Origin of the sequence: Curtobacterium sp. VKM Ac-1393 (assembly GCF_015350995.1) — a bacterium.
GTDB lineage: Bacteria > Actinomycetota > Actinomycetes > Actinomycetales > Microbacteriaceae > Curtobacterium.
Map to the genome: position 1 here is coordinate 333,233 of NZ_JADKRW010000002.1, position 16,407 is coordinate 349,639.

Below are 16,407 nucleotides of genomic sequence, written 5' to 3' on the forward strand. Positions count from 1 at the left end.
CGGAGCCTTTCGGTCGAGCCGGAACGGGGGAAGGAGAAGCAGTGGCGGACGCTACGCAGCGCCCGCTCCGGCGCTGCGCAGACTTCTCGGTTCCATCCGTGAAGCGCGGACGAGCAGTCTCCGGTGCGCGTCGAGGACGTCCTCGACGCGCACCGAGGCCAGGCACGGGTGGCCGTCGACGGGGCACTCACGGGCGCGGCTGAGCCGGCAGGGCGCGTCCTGGTCGCCGAGCAGTTCGACGAGCGGTGCGGACGGGGCCCACTTGACGGCGGGGACGACGGGGGAGAACAGGCTGACGATCGGCACGCGGACGGCGGCGGCGAGGTGTGCGGGTCCGGTGTTGCCGACCACGACCACCTCGGCGCCGGCGAGCACCGCCGCGAGTTCGGCGGGTGTGGTCCGGCCGCCGAGGTCGATGCCCGTGGCACCCGCGACCGACGCGGTGAGTGCACGCTCCCCGGCGGATCCGGTGACCACGACGGGGACACCGCGCTCGGCGTACGCGGCGACGAGGTCCCGGTGGCGGACCGCGGGCCACGACCGGGCCGGCACGCTCGCGCCGGGGTGGACGACCACGTACCGGTCCAGCCCGGCCACGGCCGGTGGTGCCACGGCGTCTTGACGCACCACGAGCCTCCCGTCGTCCCCCGGCGGCAGCCGGAACCCGGCCGCCTCGGCGATCCGCAGGGCACGCTGCGACTCCGTGACGTCCTCGGGCAGGTCCTCGCCGGGGCGCAGTCGGACGTCGAGGAGCGAACCGGGGTGGTCGACGGACGCACCCGTCACGCGGACGACACCGGCGAGGCGCAGGAGCAGGGCAAGGGGCAGCGGCGACTGGTGGAACGATGTGAGGACGACCGCTTCGTCGGGTCCTTCCTCGGCGACCAGTGCGCGGAGTTCCGCGACGACGGCGTCGTCGATCGGTCGTGCGGTCTCCGGCACCCACGGCGCCGCCCACACCCGGACGCGGTCGACTCCGGGCAGCAGCTCGGCCGCCGGCGCCCCCTGCGGTCCGCAGAGCATCGTGACGTGCGCGGCCCGAGCGGCGACGGCCCGGACGGCGGGGCCGGTGACGAGGACGTCGCCGAACGAGTCGAGCCGTGCCACCAGCACCCGGGGGTGGCTCATGTCCGGTCCGTCGCGGGGCCGGCGTGGTCGATGACGAGCTGGACGGCGGCGTCGAGGCTCGCCGCGACCGTGTCCGCGTCGTCGACCTCGTGCCGGAGCGTCCGCCCGGTCGGCACGAGGACGCCCTGCGCCCCGGCGGCGCGCGCGGCCTGCACGTCGGCGCCGACGTCGCCGATCACCACGAGCGTCTCCGGCGACAACCCGAGCCGGTCGGCGGCGTCGAGCACCATCCCCGGCCGCGGCTTCCGGCAGGCGCAGTCGTCGGCGTCGTCGTGCGGGCAGACGCACCACACGTCGAACGGTCCGACGAGCTGGTCCACCCGCGCGTTCGTCGCGTCGACCTGTTCGCGCGTCGCCAGGCCCTTCGCGATCACCGACTGGTTCGTGACGACGCCGACCCGGAGGCCCGCGGACCGCGCACGGTCGACGGCGCGCCGGGCTCCGGGCACGGGGACGACCAGGCGCGGGTCCGCGTTGTACGGCACGTCCACGACGAGGGTGTCGTCGCGGTCGAAGAGCAGGCCGCGGATCACGCGGTCCGGTACGAGGGCCATGGGCCCGGACTACCGGGCGGTCGCCGCGCACCGGCCCAGATCAGCCGCCGAACGCGGGTGCTCCGTGCCGGGCCAGCGGGAGCCGCTTAGCGTCACGGCGGTGACCGCCCTCGAGAACCTGCCCGACGCCGACGGGCGTCCGGAGCTGGTCGTCCTCCGCGCCATCAAGCTCGGTGACCTGCTCGTCGCCGTCCCGGCGCTCCGTGCCCTGCGTCGGGGCTTCCCGGACCACCGGATCACCCTGGCCACCACCGCGTGGCTGGCACCGGTCGTCGAACTCGTCCCCGCGATCGACGTCCACCTGGCCCAGCACGGGCTCGACCACCCGATCACCGTCCCCACGGGTGTCGTCGACGTCGCGGTGAACCTGCACGGTGCGGGTCCGGAGTCGTCCGACCTGATCGCCGCGCTGCAGCCCCGTCGCGTCATCGGGCACGCCGACCCGACCCACGGGTACGCGGGTCCGGCGTGGCCCTCCGACGTGCACGAGCGCGACCGCTGGGCCGACCTGCTCGTCTGGCACGGCGTCCCCGCCGACGCGACGGACGTCACGATCGAGCGGCCGGTGGCGCCTCCCGTGATCGCCTATGCCGCGGTCGTGCACGTGGGCGCCTTCCACGGTGCGCGGCACTGGCCGACGGACCGATTCGCCGACGTGGTGCGTGGGCTGCGGGACCGCGGTGCCGACGTGGTCCTGACGGGAGGCGCGGACGACGTCGTCCGTGCGCGCGCCGTCGCGGACGCGTCCGGCACGGCGCCGGGGGCGGTCCTGGCCGGCACGCTGGGGCTGCAGGACTTCGCGGGGCTCGTCGCGGCGGCACGCGTCGTCGTGACCGTCGACACCGGTGCAGCGCACCTCGCGACCGCCTACGGCGTGCCGTCGGTGGTGCTGTTCGGTCCGGCACCACCCGAGGCCTGGGGGCCGCCGGCAACGGGTCCGCACGTCGTGCTCACCGACGCCTCGGTGCGCCGCGGGGACGTGTTCGCCGAGGACCCGGACCCGGCGATCCTCGCGGTCGGCGCCTCGGACGTGCTCGCCGCGGTGGACCGTCTCGGTGTGCTCCGGGTGACCGCACAGGCGACCGACCGGTAACGTCGACCGAGAGCCGCACGGACCTGCCGGCAGCTCGGAGGGAGCCCGTCGTGTTCGAAGCCGCCAACATCCGTGACTGGATCGGCCTGCCGGTCGTCGACGAGGCCGAGGACAAGGTCGGCACGCTCGAGAGCATCTACTACGACACCGCGACGTCGGAGCCCGCGTTCGGTGCGCTGACCACCGGCATGGTCGGGTTCCAGAAGCTCGTGTTCGTGCCGCTCTTCGGGGCGACGGTCGCGCCGAAGCACCTGCGCGTCACGTTCCCGAAGAAGCTCGTCAAGGACGCGCCGTCGATCTCGACCGACGGCGAGCTCGACGCCGCCACCGAGCCCGAGCTCTTCCAGCACTACGGGCTCGAGTACCGCACCGGCAGCGGCGGCGAGCGTCGCCTCGGGCGTCGCTGAGGCAGCAGCTGATCCGCATCGTCCGCCGCCCCTTGCGCGCCGTCCTGGCGGCGGTCGCCGTCGCGTGCCTGGTGCTCGCGGGTTCCGGCGGCGCTCTGGGCGCGACCACGGCGTCCGCGGCACCGATGTGGCCGGTACCGGCGCCCTACCCGGTCACCGCCGACCCGGCCGAGACGCTCGACGCGATCCCGCCCGGCAGTGAGTACGTGGCGCTCGGCGACTCGTACTCGGCCGGGTACGGCCTGGGGGACCGCACCGGTCTGCCGACGAACGCGTGCGTCCAGTCGGCTCGGGACTACCCGCACCGGCTCGCGGCGCAGTTCGGGCTGGCCCTGACCGACGTCTCCTGCGCCGGCGCCACGAGCGCCGACGTGACCACGGGCCACCAGTTCAAGGGCGTCCCACCCCAGATCGACTCGTTGTCCGACCGGACCCGTCTCGTGACCCTGACGATCGGCGGCAACGACGCCGATCTGTTCGGCACGGCAGCGGCGTGCCTCGCGATCTCCGCGGACGGTCCGGTGTTCTCCGGCCGCGACGCCCCGTCGTGCGAGAGCGCCCTGGTGCAGGACGGCGTCGACCAACTCGGCGTGAAGATCCAGTCGCGGGTGGCGCTCGGCATCGCCGACACCCTGGCAGCCGTCGAGCGGGCTGCGCCGAACGCCGTCGTGGTGTTCCTCGGGTACCCGGCGATCTTCCCGGACACGACGAACACGCCCGCGAAGGGCTGCTTCCGGTCCGCGCTCGACCTCGGCACCCTCGCCGGCTCGTTCCCGTCGGACACGTACCCCTTCACGGACACCGACGTCGCGTACCTGCACGGGGTGCAGGACGAGCTCAACGAGGTCTCCCGCTCCGCCGCCGACGCCGCCGGGGTGCGGTTCGTCGACGTGTTCGCCAGCACGCAGGACCACTCGCCGTGCGCCCCGTCGAAGCGCTACGTGGCCGGCGTGACGCTGACCGGCTCCGGTGACCTGCGGAAGATCGACCTGCAAGCCGGCGCCCTGCACCCGAACGAACGCGGCGTCAGGTACCTGACCGAGCAGATGGCCGACGCGATCCGCGCCCTCGCCGACTGATCCCGTCCGCTGCCTGGGTGGTGGTGACCGACCGGGAGTCCGGGTGCGCCGCCGGGGGCACCACGCACACCGGAGCGGCCGTCTCACGGACCACGTCGTGGAGCAGCGAGCCGGACAGCGCGCGCACGTGGCCACGCCCGAGCACGACCAGCGACGCCCGGCGGGTGTGCGACGCGATCGCGTGGCCGGGATGCCCCTCGACCAGCAGCGGGCGGAGGCGCAGCGACGGGTGGCGGGCGGAGAGGACGGCTGTCACGCGCTCCAGCAGTTCGGCGTTGCGACTGCGCCAGCGCAACGGGTCCTCGGCGAAGTCCGTCAACCCGGTCCGGGTGAGCACCGGCATCTCCCACGCGCGCAGCAGGGTCAGTCGTCGGTTACGCCGGACGGCCTCGTCGACCGCGATGGCGACGGCGCGCTCGTCGATCGGCTCCTCGATCGCCAGCACGACGTCACCGTCGATCGGGTGCGGTCCCTCCGGCACGACCACGGTCGGCACGGCAGCGCGTTCGGCGACCCGCGCCGGGTCACCACCGGCGGTCGAACCGCGCCGGCTGCGGAAGCTCCCGATGACGAGCAGGTCACCGCCGTCGGACTCCTCGACGAGTGCGGCGGCGAAGGGCCCGGCGTGCCGGTGCACCTCGACCGCGACCCCCGGCAGCGCGGTCCGGGCCACCTCGGCGAGCTGGTCGACGACCGGGATCCGGCCCTCCAGCGCGTGGTCGGCGCCGATGATCCGCAGTCGTTCGAGGCCCGTACCGGCCCGGGCGACGATCCACCCGAGGGCCTCGTCGTGGGGCATCGCCGCATCGGCGGCCAGCGTGACCGTCGTCCACCGTTCGTCCATCCCGATCGGCCTCCTCCATCGCAGGCTCCGGGGGCGTCCACTGGCGCTCCGTGCGCCACACGGTACTCGGATCACGTGCGGTGGAACCGGCCGTGCGCCGTGGTGACGGGCGACGCGGACGCGGGGCGGGCCTCCCGTCCGACGCCGCGTAGTCTCGGAGCATGGTGGTGAGCGCCGGACTGTTGCTGCACCGGGCCGGACCGGCCGAGCCGGAGGTCTTCGTCGCGCACATGGGCGGGCCGTTCTGGCGGAGCCGGCCACGCGCGTGGTCGATCCCGAAGGGGGTGGTCGAGGACGGCGAGGAGCCGCTCGCGACGGCGATGCGCGAGTTCGGCGAGGAGATCGGGGAGCCGGCTCCGGTGTCGGCGCACGACGTCACGGACCTCGGCGAGTTCCGGCAGGCGTCGGGCAAGCGCGTGCGCGTGTTCGCGGCCTCCGCACCGGACTTCGACGTCGTCGAGGTGCGGAGCAACACCGTCCGACTCGAGCTGCCACGCGGTTCCGGGAAGTTCGTCGACGTGCCGGAGATCGACGACGCCCGTTGGGTGCTGCTCACCGAGGCACGGGAACTCCTCGTCGCCGGGCAGGTGGCTGCCCTCGACGCACTGCTGGACCGTCTCGTCTGAATCACGATGTGGTGTCGGTGCGGACGGGGTGCGCGCCGCCTCGGTAGCCTGCACGGGCGTCGGGGCACGCCGACGTCTTCACCAGGGGAGTACACATGCGGCGCTGGCGCGCGGTCACGGCGGGGCTCACCACCCTCGCACTCGGAGCAGGACTGGCGATCGGCGGCGCGACGAGCGCCTCGGCGGAGCCGGCAGGCAACTGGGGCACGTTCACCCTGAGCGGGGCCTCGAAGGCCTACACGGGCACGATGACGTTGGCCGGGTTCCCCGCGACCACGTTCACCTCGAACTCGCGGCAGTCGACCGTGATCAGCGGAGCGTCGACGTGGCAGTCCGCGGGGACGCCGTCGGGCCAGGTCTACGGCACGAGTCGCGGTCAGACCTACATGAACCAGCGGCCGCAGGCAGACCGTCCCAACGGCGATTCGGCATCGACCACCACCTACACGTTCGACGGGGCGACGCCAGGTGCGCAGAGCTGGTCGTTCGTGCTCGGCGACATCGACGCCGACCAGGCCACGATCTCGGCGACGGTGGCCGGCGGCGGAGCCGCGACCGGGGAGCAGCTCGGGTTTGAGAGTTCCTACAACTCCTGTTCGGCTGCTCCGGCGGCCGGCGGCTGGTCCTGCACGCCTGACCCCGACGGCACGACGGGCCAGGACAAGCCGACGTGGGACGCGGCCACGCGCACCCTGACCGGCAACGCCGCCGCGTCGGACACCGCTGGCGCGTCGGCCTGGTTCACCCCGACCGTCTCGTTGACCAGTCTGACCATCACGTACCAGCAGCGCAGCGGGTTCCCCGTCTACCAGACCTGGTTCGCCAACCGGACCGCCGCGATCAGCGGTACCGCGACCCTCGACGGGGCGGCGATCCCGGGTGCGACCGTCACCGTGACCGCGCCGCGCGGCACCGTGTACACGACGACCACCGACGCCGACGGCAAGTACGTCTTCCCACAGCTGCCGGTGATCGCGAACTACCGCGTCGAGATCACCCCGCCGGCGGGTGCTGACGGCCCGGAGCAGCCGCAGCGTGTGTCGCTCGCTGTGGCGGCCACGCCGGGCGGCGCCGACGGGACGGCTGACTTCGCGTTCACGTCGCCGGACGACAGGACGTCCGTCATCGGGAGTGTCACCGACGAGGACGACCACCCCGCGGCGAACGTGCCCGTCGTCATCGACGTCCCCGGGGGCGACCCGATCGAGACCACGACGAACAGCGACGGCGTCTACACGGTGTCCGACCTGCCCGCTGACACCGCCGTCGAGGTCTCGGTCGCCGACGAGCCGCCCGTCACCGTGACGACCGGCGACGTCGGCGCTGCCCCCGTCGAACCGGATCCGATCGTCGCCCCGCCGGCTGTCATCGCCACCGTGACCGGTGTCGTGTCCCTCGACGGGACACCCGTCCCGGCCGGCGTGGTCGTCGAGCTCCTCGACGAGTCCGGCGCCGTGGTCGGCTCGGACACCACCGACGCCGACGGCCGCTACACCTTCGCCACGGTTGCGGGCACCTACACGGTCCGCACGGTGGTCCCCGCCGCGGGAGCGACCGGTGACACCGCGAACACCGGGATCACCGCGGTCGCGGGCAGCAGCGTCACGTCCGACCTGCCGTTCGAGACCCCCGCCGCTCCCGTCGTCGTCACGACCGACCAGCCCGGCACCGTGGTCGACACGAACGGCGACCCGGTCGCCGGCGTGGACGTCGTCGCGACGCCGACCGACCCGGAGGCCGGTCCGCCGGTGACCGTGGCGACCGACGACGACGGTGCCTTCGACCTCGTCGACCTGCAGCCGACGACCGAGTACACGATCACCGTCGACGTCGACGGGGCCACTCCGGTCACCGTCGTCACGCCCGAGGACGGTGCTGCGACGCCGCTCGCCTTCGTGGTCGAGGCCGAAGTGACCCCGGCCCCGTCGCCGTCGCCCAGTGCGCCGAGCACCTCGCCGACCGCGGTGCCGACCGTGCCGGCCGCGGGGGGATCGGGCAACGGTCCGGCCGCGGGTACGGGTCACGTGGGCAACGGCGGGCCGCTGGCCTACACCGGTGCGGACCTGAAGCCGGGGCTCATCGCGGCCGGGGTGCTCGTGCTCCTCGGTGCGGCGCTGCTGACCTACCGCGCGGTGCGCAACCGTCGCCGGAGCCACCTGCAGGACTGACCTCGCACGACGAAGGGCGGGTCCGGCGCGATGCCGGGCCCGCCCTTCGTCGTCCGCGCTGCTCGGCGCGCCGCCGCCCCGTCGCGCCGCCGCACCCTCCCCGAGGTTCCGAAATAACGGCATCTCAGCGTCTCGAACGGCAGTTCGTGGAACCGCAACGTCACGCACACGGCAGTTCGCGGAACCTCGACGCGACGCCTACGGCATGTCGACTCGACCTCCCGCCGCACTCCGCCGCCGCAGTCGCCACGCCCGGGCCTCGCCGCCGGGGTCCCACGACATGCCGCCACCCCACCGCCGAGGTTCCACGGGCCGCCGCAGGGATCCCCGAGATGCCGAGATTTCGGAACCTCGGGGCCGCACGGGGCCGGGTCCGACGACGGCGCGGCGCGGCGCCCCGCCCCGCGCGCCTACTGGGTGCGGTGCGTGCGGTGCGAACCCGTCACCGTCGCGACCGAACCCGTGAGGGTCTGGATCGCCCGACCGACGACCGGCACCGACGTGGTGACCACCGCGAGCGAGGACGTGATCGCCTCGATCGACGACGTCGACAGGTGCTCCTGCCCGACCGTGTGCACCGGGAAGCCCCGACGCGCCAGGACGACGACGCCGAGTGACCCGAGCAGCACGGCACCTCCGGCGAACGGCAGGTACTGCAGCCCGACGAGCCCGAGCGCCTGTCCACCGACGGCCGCGCCACCCGCGATGCCGATGTTCGACGCACCGTTGATGAGCGCTCCGGCGATGTCGGGGGAGACGCCGCCGGAGCGGATCGCAGCAGCCATGAAGAGCGTGCCCGTGGTGCCGTTCGCGGCCATCCAGACACCGGCGACGACCATCGTGCCGACCAGGGAACCGTGCACGAACGGCATCACGGCGAAGGCGACGGCCATCACGGCGACGGCGGCGATGAGCGTCTGCCGGGGTGCCCGGTCGACGAACATGCCCGCGAGCCAGAGGCCGATCACCCCGGTGCCACCGAGCACGAGCAGCGCACCGCTCACCATCGAGGCGTCGAGTCCGGCGTCGATCGCGTACGGCCCGACGTAGGTGTAGACGACGTAGTGTCCGGCGAACAGCAGCAGGTCGGCGATCACGACGGACAGCAGCCCGGTGCGCGCCCAGGCCTTCGGGGACCCGATGTGCGGCGACGACGCACCGCTGACGGCGGGCAGGAACAGCAGCGCGACCGCGGCGAGCACGGCGGCGGCGACACCGATCGAGAAGACCGCGGGACGCCAGCCGATGTGTTGCGCGACCCAGGTGGCGATCGGCACGCCGAGCACGAACCCGAGCGAGCTGCCCGAGTAGACGAACGCGATCGCCCGGCCGGCCAGCCGCGGTGGCACGATCCGGGTGGCGTACGCCGAGGCGACGGAGAAGAACAGCGCGTGTGCGACGCCGCCGACGACCCGGCCGGCGCAGACGACGGCGAACGACGGCGCGAACGCGATCATCAGGTTCGAGACGGTGTAGCCGACGAGTGTCGAGACGAGCACGGCCTTGCGGGGGAGCTTCGCCGTGAACGCGGTGAGCGGGAGTGCCAGCAGCGCGACGGCACCCGCGTACACGGTGACGACGATGCCCATGGTGGCCTCGGACACACCGAGGTCGGCGCTCATCGTGCCGAGCAGCCCGACGGGCATGAGCTCGGTGGTGATGGCGAAGAACGTGGCCAGTCCGAGCACGGCGATGCCGACGATCGACTGGGTGGTGACGGTGATCGGCCGCGTGTTCGTCGACACGGCCGAGGTGGTGGTGTTGGTGGACACGCTGCTGACCTCCTCCGGAGCACGGGCGAGCACGCGACGGTGTCGTTCGGGGGAACGACGTGCCGTTCGGAGGAACGACGGTGCCGTTCGGGGGAACGACGACGACCGGGGGGTCTGCGGGGCGCGCTCGCTGTGGATGTGGGTGATGTGGGTACGACTCCACGGCGAGTGCGCTCATCCAGTGTTGCACGATGGACAGCAGCCCGCGAGGGGACGGCCGAGATTCTCGGAGCGCTCCAATGATCGAAAGGCTCAGTTCTCGTTCGTCACCCGCCCCTGCACCCCGCCGCCCCGCAGCGCGATCGTCAGCGTCCCGCTCATCGACTGCGCCGACATCGACACCGAGCCGTGCAGTGCTGCCTCGCGCGGGAAGCACGCCGTCGACGACTCGATCCGGTTCGCCGTCGCCACCAGGCAGATCGTCGACCGGTCCGTGCCGACCCCGGCCCACACCGCCCACGGCGTGTCGAACGAGCCGCCGTCGAGCGCTCGGTTCGTGAACACCAGCCGCGTCGAGTGCAGGCTCACCGGCGCCTCGACCGGCCCCGGCAGCTGGTCGGCGTACGTCTGCGGCACGTCGAGCAGCTGCTCGAGGGTCACGGTCCCCGCCGTCGGCGTGACACTCGGTGCCGCGGCGACCTCCGAGCGCGTGGTCCCCACGACGGTGCCGGCCGCGAAGGCCACCCCCACCGCCGCTGCCGCGCCGAGCGCGATCCACACCCGGGGCCGTTCCGTCCAGAGCAGCGTGCGCCACCGGGACCGTCGCGTCGGCAGGGCCGGGAGGCGCGGCTCACCCCCGACGTCGTCACCCGCGTCGTCGGCACGGTCGGGTCCTCGGGCTTCGGTCACCGCCCACGATCCGGCCTCCGTTCGCGGGGACGGGTCCGGTTCCGCGTCAGCCGCCACGCGCCCTGGGGCCGACGGCCCCGGGGTCCGGCCGGGCTCCAGCGACGACGATTCCGACGAGCCGAGCTGTGGACCCGACCGCTCCGGCGACGAGCCGACCTGTGGAGCTGTCCGTTCCGGCGACGAGCCGACCTGTGGAGCCGACCGCTCGGGGGACGCGACCTGCCCGCTGGCTGGGGGCGTGCCTCCCGGCCGCTCGTCCGACCCCGAGGCGGACGCGACACCCACGCTCGCTCGCCGGCCGCCCGATCGCCGCCCGCTGGCCAGGTCCTGCAGTGCGATCCGGGCGCGCGCCGCGTCGGCGGGGCTCGATGCCGCTCCCCAGGCGACGGCCTCGAGCCGTGCCCGTTCCGCTGCCACGTCGTCGTGGGCCATGCGCACTCCCGATCTGCCGGTCGCGTGGACTCCTTCATCGTGGCACTGACGGGGCGGCGGCGCGCACCCAGAACGAGGGGAGTAGGTGTGACGCATGAGCACCGAACCCGAACCGCGGCACGACGCCGACTCGGAGACCCTCGAGCCGCTGAGCCACGACACCCAGTCCGGCGAGGCCGACTACGTCGCGACGAGCCCCGGCGGGACCGGGACCGAGCGCCACGTGCCGACCGCCGACGAGGAGCAGGGTCGCGGCACCGAGTACGACCCGGTCGACCAGGGGCCGCAGCAGGAGGGCCAGGGCGGCTGACGCCGGGCCCGACGTCGCGCGCTCCCGCTACCGGATCACCCGGCGCAGCACGGCCCGCTCGCCAGCCGTCCACGCGGCGCTCGTCACGACGTACAGCGCGGCGGCGAGCGGCGCGATCGCGGCGAACACGACCGTGACGAACGGGGCGAACCGGCCGATCGCGGCGGTCGCTGCCGCACCGGGTACCTGTGCGCCCGGCTCCGGTGTCGGCACCGGGTTCCAGCGCAGGTTCGCGCGACGGCTGAGCTCCACGATGACCGCGAGCACGGCCAGCAGCACCACGACCACCCAGGCGTGCACCCAGAGCGGCGACGTGAGCGTGACGATCAGCGAGTGTCCGAGCGGGACGCCGACCAGGGTGGCCTCGAGCAGGGCGTTGATCGTGCCGCCGATCGACGCGTGCGTGAACAGGGCGTAGACGAGCGACAGCACGGGAGCCTGCGCGAGGACGGGCAGGCAGCCGGCCAGGGGTGAGACCTTCTCGTTCGTGTAGAGCTGCTGGACGGCGCGCTGCAGCTGCTCGGCGTTCTTCCCGTGGCGCTTCCGCAGCGCGGCGAGCTGCGGGGCGAGCCGACGCCGGTCGCGCTCCGCTCGTACCTGCAGGACGGACAGCGGCACGAGCACGGCCCGGACGGCGAGGGTGAGGAGCACGACGGCGATCGCCGCGGCGAACGAGCCGGTGGTGGGGGAGAGCGCCGCGGTGAGGGCGGCGACGAGGTCCGCGCCGCCGTGCAGCAGCGGGCCGACGAGGGGCAGGGTGGACAGGTCCATGACGGTTCCGATCGGTGGTGGTTCGCAGGAGGGGTCGCGTGCGGCCCGGCCACCGGTCGGTGGTCAGGCCGGGGCGACGACTCCCGGAGCACGCGATCGGACGTGCCCGTCGGCATCGGGGTGGCTCCACGCGATGCGGGTGACCAAGTCCGGTACCGCAACGTGTTCGACACCCGTCGACCGCAGCCCGAGCACCGTCGCCAGCACCGTGGCGAGGACCTGCGCGACGACGACCGCCACGGCGACGGCCGTCAGACCGAGCGCGGCCACCGCCAGCAGTGGCAGGACACCGGCCGCGGGGTCACCGACCGCGGGCACGCCGAGCACCAGCGCGGCGGCGGTGCGGAGGAGCAGCAGGGCGACGGTCATGGTCGGTTCAGCGTAACGCCCGCGTGCCGCCACGGACAGGACGGGAGCGCGGGAGAGGATCGGCGCATGACCGCAGGTTCGCCGAGCACCCCAGCGACCGTCGCGCTCGACCGAGCCGGGGTGTCGTACACGCCGCACGTGTACGACCACCACGAGAGCGCCACGAACTTCGGCGAGGAGGCCGCCGCCGCCCTCGGGCTCCGCGAGGAGCAGGTCTTCAAGACCCTGATCGTCTCGGTCGACGGTGCCCTGGCCGTGGCGATCGTGCCGGTGGCGAACCGGCTCGACCTCAAGGCGATCGCGGCGGCCGTCGGCGGCAAGAAGGCGACGCTGGCCGATCCGGCCCTCGCCGAGAAGCGCACCGGGTACGTCGTCGGCGGGATCAGTCCGGTCGGGCAGAAGTCCCGGATCCGGACCGTGCTCGACGAGTCGGCCCTGGCGTACGACAGCATCTTCGTGTCCGGCGGGCGCCGCGGGTTCGACATCGAGGTGGCCCCGGCCGACCTCGCGCGAGTGACCGAGGCGATCTCGGCGGCCATCGCGCGGACCTGAGTCGAGTCGCCGCAAGTTTCTCTGATCACCGGGAATGACCCCGGTACTCCTGCGTTGCATTGAGCCGAAGGCACTCAAGTTCCCCAGGAGGTCTCTTTGCCAGCAACGTTCGGCCCCACCGGCGGCAGCGACTCGTTCGACGAGTTCCTCGCCCGTCTGCTCGCAGCGCAGGACACCGGCGACACCCAGCGCCCCCGTGCGTTCGGCCGCCCGGTGGACATCACGCGACTCCTCAGCCGTCGCACCCACGAGCTGCTCCAGCACACCGCCGAGTACGCGGCGTCCCAGGGGCAGCACGAGATCGACGCGCTGCACATCCTGCACGTGCTCGTCCGCACCGAACCGTTCGACGCCATCGTCCGCTCCGGCGGGGTCGACCCCGAGCGTCTCGCGGCCGAGGTCGAGCAGCGCCTGCCGGTCGCGCGCGAGCCGCGGCCCGAGCAGACCGGTCGCCCGGCCCTGACCCCCACGGCGCAGCGCATCCTCGTCGAGGCGACGCAGGCCGCTCGCGGCTTCGGCAGCACCTACACCGATCCCGAGCACGTCTTCTTCGCCCTCGTCACCGACCAGGAGACCGTCACCGGGCAACTGCTCGCCAGCGCCGGTGTCACCCCGCAGGTCATGCAGGACTACGCCCAGCAGGCCGCGGCCGCAGCACGAGAGGGGCGCCCGATGCCCGGAACACCCGCAGCCACCGGCACGGACCAGACCACCGACAGCGACACCCCGACGCTCGACCAGTTCGGCACCGACCTGACCGAGCGCGCTCGTGACGGCCGGATCGACCCGGTGATCGGCCGCGCCGACGAGATCGAGCAGGCCGTCGAGATCCTGCTCCGCCGCACCAAGAACAACCCCGTCCTGATCGGGGAGCCCGGCGTCGGCAAGACCGCCATCGTCGAGGGACTCGCCCAGCGCATCGTCGACGGCGACGTGCCGTCCCTGCTGCAGGGCAAGCGGGTCGTCGCACTCGACCTGCCCGGCATGCTCGCCGGCACCCGGTACCGCGGCGACTTCGAGGAGCGCCTGACGACGGCCATGGACGAGATCGCGGCGCACGCCGACGAGCTCATCGTCTTCGTCGACGAGCTGCACACCGTCGTCGGCGCCGGTGGTGGCGGTGAGGGCGGCTCGATGGACGCCGGCAACATCCTCAAGCCCCGGCTCGCTCGCGGCGACCTGCACCTGGTCGGCGCGACCACCCTGAACGAGTACCGCCGGATCGAGAAGGACGCCGCACTCGAGCGTCGCTTCCAGCCCGTCACGGTCGGGGAGCCGAGCGTCGAGGACGCCGTCGCGATCCTGACCGGCCTCGCGCCCCGGTACGAGGAGCACCACGGCGTCGTGTACACGCCGGAGTCGCTCCGCGCCGCCGTCGAGCTCTCGCACCGGTACGTCACCGACCGGCACCTGCCGGACAAGGCCATCGACCTCATCGACCAGGCCGGCGCGCGCCGCCGGCTCGCCCGCTCGGGTGACGACGACGTCGAGGCCCTGCGCGACCAGGTCGCCGAGCTGCTGGCCGACAAGGACCGCGCGGTCGCCGAGGAGCGCTACGAAGAGGCGTCGCGCCTGCGCGACGAGGTGGTCGGACTGGAGGCCCGGATCACCGCCGCCGACGCACCGGACGCTCCCCGCGCCTCCCGTCCGGAATCCGTGGGCACCTCGATCACGGAGCGCGACATCGCGGGCGTGGTCTCGCGTGCCACCGGCATCCCGGCGACGCGCCTGACCCAGGGCGACCGCTCGCGGCTCGCCGTGCTCGAGCAGGAACTGCACGAGCGCGTCGTCGGCCAGGACGACGCCGTCGCGGCGATCGCGAAGGCCGTCCGACGCAGCCGCACCGGCATGGGCGACCAGCGTCGACCGGTCGGCAGCTTCCTGTTCCTCGGCCCGACCGGCGTCGGCAAGACCGAACTGGCGAAGGCCCTGGCGGGCTCGCTGTTCGGGGACGAGTCGGCGATGCTCCGCTTCGACATGAGCGAGTTCGGCGAGCGGCACACGGTGTCGCGGCTGGTCGGGGCGCCTCCCGGGTACGTCGGCTACGACGAGGCCGGGCAGCTCACCGAACGCGTGCGCCGGAACCCGTACTCGGTCATCCTGCTCGACGAGGTCGAGAAGGCGCACCCCGACGTGTTCAACCTGCTGCTGCAGGTACTGGACGACGGGCGACTGACCGACGGCCAGGGGCGCACGGTGGACTTCCGGAACACCGTCGTCATCATGACGTCGAACATCGGCTCGGAGTTCCTGGCCTCGCGGTCCGGCGCCCTCGGGTTCGCGCCGGTGGGCAGGACCGACGGTTTCGGCGAAGACGACCTGCGCGCCCGCGTGATGGGCAAGCTGCGCGAGGCCATGCGGCCGGAGTTCATCAACCGCATCGACGAGATCGTGCTCTTCCGCAAGCTCGACCGGTCGCAGATCGCGTCGATCGTGTCGCTGCTGCTGCAGGACACGGCGCTGCGGCTCGTCGCCCAGGACATGGTGCTCTCGGTGTCCGACGCCGCGGTCGACTGGCTCGCGTCGCACGGGTACGAGCCCGAGTACGGCGCTCGTCCGCTCCGCCGACTCATCCAGCGCGAGGTCGACGACCGCATCGCGACCCTGGTCGTCGACGGCGGTGTGACCGCAGGGGACACCGTGCGGATCGACGTCGTGGACGACGTGCTGACGGCGGTCGTCGCGGAGCCCGCAGCGCTGTAGGGACGCGTTCCTCGGAGGCCCGGTACCGATGCGGTACCGGGCCTTCGTCGTGCGCTCCGTCCTGTCCTCCGTGCTGTCCTCCGTCCTGTCCGGCGCACGGTGCGCGCGCCGTCACCCGGTGCGAGGTTGCCCGCTCCGTGCGGGCCCGCAACTCCGCGCCCAGCCAGCAGGTCGCCGCGAGACCACGAACCTCGCACCGTGCCGACTCTGTTCAGGAATGCAATCTCGGACAATTCCGAGAAAGGGGTTGCGCTGGGAATTGCGGTGCCGATAGTGTTCACTCGTCGCGAACCGCTGGACTCCAGCAGGGGGACGACTCCGACAGCTCGTGACCGAAAGGGGGGCCGACAATGATGATCACCGCAACCACTCCGTTCCGTGGGATCCGTGTGCGCGTCGGCACCCCGTTCCGCGTCCGCTGATCCGGAGCATCCCGCTTCTTCCCGACATCTGTGCCAGGTGACGAGTCCGTCACCTGACGCCCTGCGCTGGGCCTGATCGGCTCGTGTCGCACCAGTCCGGATGACCGTCGATCCGTCCGTCCCGCCTGCTCGATGCACGCGGCCGGACCGTCGCGGTCACTGTCCGGAAATGTCAGCAGGCGGTGTGGTGCTCTCGAGATCGGACGACATTCTGCGCCGTCTCGTCGGGCATTCCTCCGGCGTCCGCGGAATGCATCCCCACGCATTCATTTCTCCTGCCCGCGTTCCGGGCGGGTTCCTCCTGCCCGCGTTCTGCGGCAACTCCGTC

15 protein-coding genes are annotated in these 16,407 nt (G+C 73.0%); 8 read left to right on the forward strand and 7 right to left on the reverse strand.

What is annotated here, in order from left to right:
• Positions 1-51: 51 nt before the first annotated feature.
• Both ITJ59_RS05415 and ITJ59_RS05420 read right to left on the reverse strand, forming a co-directional pair.
• The gene (locus tag ITJ59_RS05415; protein WP_194650099.1) at positions 52-1,128 is read right to left on the reverse strand and encodes a glycosyltransferase family 9 protein; all 1,077 of its coding nucleotides are present in this window, start codon (positions 1,126-1,128) and stop codon (positions 52-54) included.
• On the reverse strand, positions 1,125-1,682 hold the full coding sequence (locus tag ITJ59_RS05420; RefSeq protein WP_194650100.1) for a D-glycero-alpha-D-manno-heptose-1,7-bisphosphate 7-phosphatase: 558 nt from the start codon (positions 1,680-1,682) through the stop codon (positions 1,125-1,127). Before ITJ59_RS05420 ends, ITJ59_RS05415 begins: the two co-directional genes overlap by 4 nt.
• Before the next feature lie 100 nt (positions 1,683-1,782).
• On the opposite strand from ITJ59_RS05420, the gene ITJ59_RS05425 reads away from it, so the two are divergent.
• Genes ITJ59_RS05425 through ITJ59_RS05435 form a run of 3 tightly spaced genes read left to right on the forward strand, consistent with a single transcriptional unit; the run spans position 1,783 to position 4,261 of the window.
• A complete protein-coding gene (locus ITJ59_RS05425) occupies positions 1,783-2,775 on the forward strand; it encodes a glycosyltransferase family 9 protein (RefSeq protein WP_323749411.1) in 993 nt (330 codons plus the stop codon).
• A gap of 50 nt (positions 2,776-2,825) precedes the next feature.
• A complete protein-coding gene (locus ITJ59_RS05430) occupies positions 2,826-3,182 on the forward strand; it encodes a PRC-barrel domain-containing protein (protein WP_194650102.1) in 357 nt (118 codons plus the stop codon).
• Positions 3,183-3,214: 32 nt separating this feature from the next.
• Complete coding sequence (locus ITJ59_RS05435; RefSeq protein WP_194650103.1) at positions 3,215-4,261, forward strand: SGNH/GDSL hydrolase family protein; 1,047 nt, start codon at positions 3,215-3,217, stop codon at positions 4,259-4,261.
• On the opposite strand, the gene ITJ59_RS05440 is transcribed toward ITJ59_RS05435, so the two are convergent.
• A complete protein-coding gene (locus tag ITJ59_RS05440) occupies positions 4,209-5,105 on the reverse strand; it encodes a universal stress protein (protein WP_194650104.1) in 897 nt (298 codons plus the stop codon). The genes ITJ59_RS05435 and ITJ59_RS05440 overlap by 53 nt on opposite strands.
• A 161-nt stretch (positions 5,106-5,266) precedes the next feature.
• Here ITJ59_RS05440 and ITJ59_RS05445 point away from each other — a divergent pair, with 161 nt between their 5' ends.
• Both ITJ59_RS05445 and ITJ59_RS05450 read left to right on the forward strand, forming a co-directional pair.
• On the forward strand, positions 5,267-5,731 hold the full coding sequence (locus ITJ59_RS05445; RefSeq protein WP_194650105.1) for an NUDIX domain-containing protein: 465 nt from the start codon (positions 5,267-5,269) through the stop codon (positions 5,729-5,731).
• A 95-nt stretch (positions 5,732-5,826) separates the two neighbouring features.
• On the forward strand, positions 5,827-7,899 hold the full coding sequence (locus tag ITJ59_RS05450) for a carboxypeptidase regulatory-like domain-containing protein (protein ID WP_194650106.1): 2,073 nt from the start codon (positions 5,827-5,829) through the stop codon (positions 7,897-7,899).
• A gap of 410 nt (positions 7,900-8,309) precedes the next feature.
• Here ITJ59_RS05450 and ITJ59_RS05455 read toward each other — a convergent pair whose 3' ends face one another.
• Together ITJ59_RS05455 and ITJ59_RS05460 are read right to left on the reverse strand one after the other, a co-directional pair.
• Entirely contained in the window at positions 8,310-9,671 is a 1,362-nt protein-coding gene (locus ITJ59_RS05455) for an MFS transporter (protein WP_194650107.1), read from the reverse strand.
• Between the two features lie 252 nt (positions 9,672-9,923).
• Positions 9,924-10,520 (reverse strand): hypothetical protein, encoded by a 597-nt coding sequence (locus tag ITJ59_RS05460; protein ID WP_194650108.1) that lies wholly within the window; start codon positions 10,518-10,520, stop codon positions 9,924-9,926.
• 526 nt (positions 10,521-11,046) lie between these two features.
• Between ITJ59_RS05460 and ITJ59_RS05465 the strand changes: the two genes are divergently transcribed.
• Positions 11,047-11,262: a hypothetical protein gene (locus ITJ59_RS05465; protein ID WP_194650109.1), complete on the forward strand. Its 216-nt coding sequence runs from the start codon at positions 11,047-11,049 to the stop codon at positions 11,260-11,262.
• A 27-nt stretch (positions 11,263-11,289) separates the two neighbouring features.
• Here the strand turns inward: ITJ59_RS05465 and ITJ59_RS05470 are convergent, their stop codons facing one another.
• Together ITJ59_RS05470 and ITJ59_RS05475 are read right to left on the reverse strand one after the other, a co-directional pair.
• Entirely contained in the window at positions 11,290-12,033 is a 744-nt protein-coding gene (locus tag ITJ59_RS05470) for a YidC/Oxa1 family membrane protein insertase (RefSeq protein ID WP_194650110.1), read from the reverse strand.
• 63 nt (positions 12,034-12,096) lie between these two features.
• On the reverse strand, positions 12,097-12,402 hold the full coding sequence (locus ITJ59_RS05475) for a DUF6412 domain-containing protein (RefSeq protein WP_194650111.1): 306 nt from the start codon (positions 12,400-12,402) through the stop codon (positions 12,097-12,099).
• A gap of 66 nt (positions 12,403-12,468) precedes the next feature.
• Here ITJ59_RS05475 and ybaK point away from each other — a divergent pair, with 66 nt between their 5' ends.
• Complete coding sequence (gene ybaK, locus ITJ59_RS05480; RefSeq protein ID WP_194650112.1) at positions 12,469-12,954, forward strand: Cys-tRNA(Pro) deacylase; 486 nt, start codon at positions 12,469-12,471, stop codon at positions 12,952-12,954.
• A 96-nt stretch (positions 12,955-13,050) separates the two neighbouring features.
• Positions 13,051-15,657, forward strand: a complete 2,607-nt coding sequence (locus tag ITJ59_RS05485) for an ATP-dependent Clp protease ATP-binding subunit (RefSeq protein ID WP_194650113.1) — start codon at positions 13,051-13,053, stop codon at positions 15,655-15,657.
• Positions 15,658-16,407: the final 750 nt, after the last annotated feature.

Bases quoted from the DNA above. Each gene is read 5' to 3' on its own strand.
- ITJ59_RS05465 (WP_194650109.1), top strand. From the start codon at position 11,047: ATGAGCACCGAACCCGAACCGCGGCACGACGCCGACTCGGAGACCCTC.
- ITJ59_RS05440 (WP_194650104.1), bottom strand. From the start codon at position 5,105: ATGGACGAACGGTGGACGACGGTCACGCTGGCCGCCGATGCGGCGATG.
- ITJ59_RS05470 (WP_194650110.1), bottom strand. From the start codon at position 12,033: ATGGACCTGTCCACCCTGCCCCTCGTCGGCCCGCTGCTGCACGGCGGC.
- ITJ59_RS05420 (WP_194650100.1), bottom strand. From the start codon at position 1,682: ATGGCCCTCGTACCGGACCGCGTGATCCGCGGCCTGCTCTTCGACCGC.
- ITJ59_RS05415 (WP_194650099.1), bottom strand. From the start codon at position 1,128: ATGAGCCACCCCCGGGTGCTGGTGGCACGGCTCGACTCGTTCGGCGAC.
- ITJ59_RS05445 (WP_194650105.1), top strand. From the start codon at position 5,267: ATGGTGGTGAGCGCCGGACTGTTGCTGCACCGGGCCGGACCGGCCGAG.
- ybaK (WP_194650112.1), top strand. From the start codon at position 12,469: ATGACCGCAGGTTCGCCGAGCACCCCAGCGACCGTCGCGCTCGACCGA.
- ITJ59_RS05450 (WP_194650106.1), top strand. From the start codon at position 5,827: ATGCGGCGCTGGCGCGCGGTCACGGCGGGGCTCACCACCCTCGCACTC.
- ITJ59_RS05475 (WP_194650111.1), bottom strand. From the start codon at position 12,402: ATGACCGTCGCCCTGCTGCTCCTCCGCACCGCCGCCGCGCTGGTGCTC.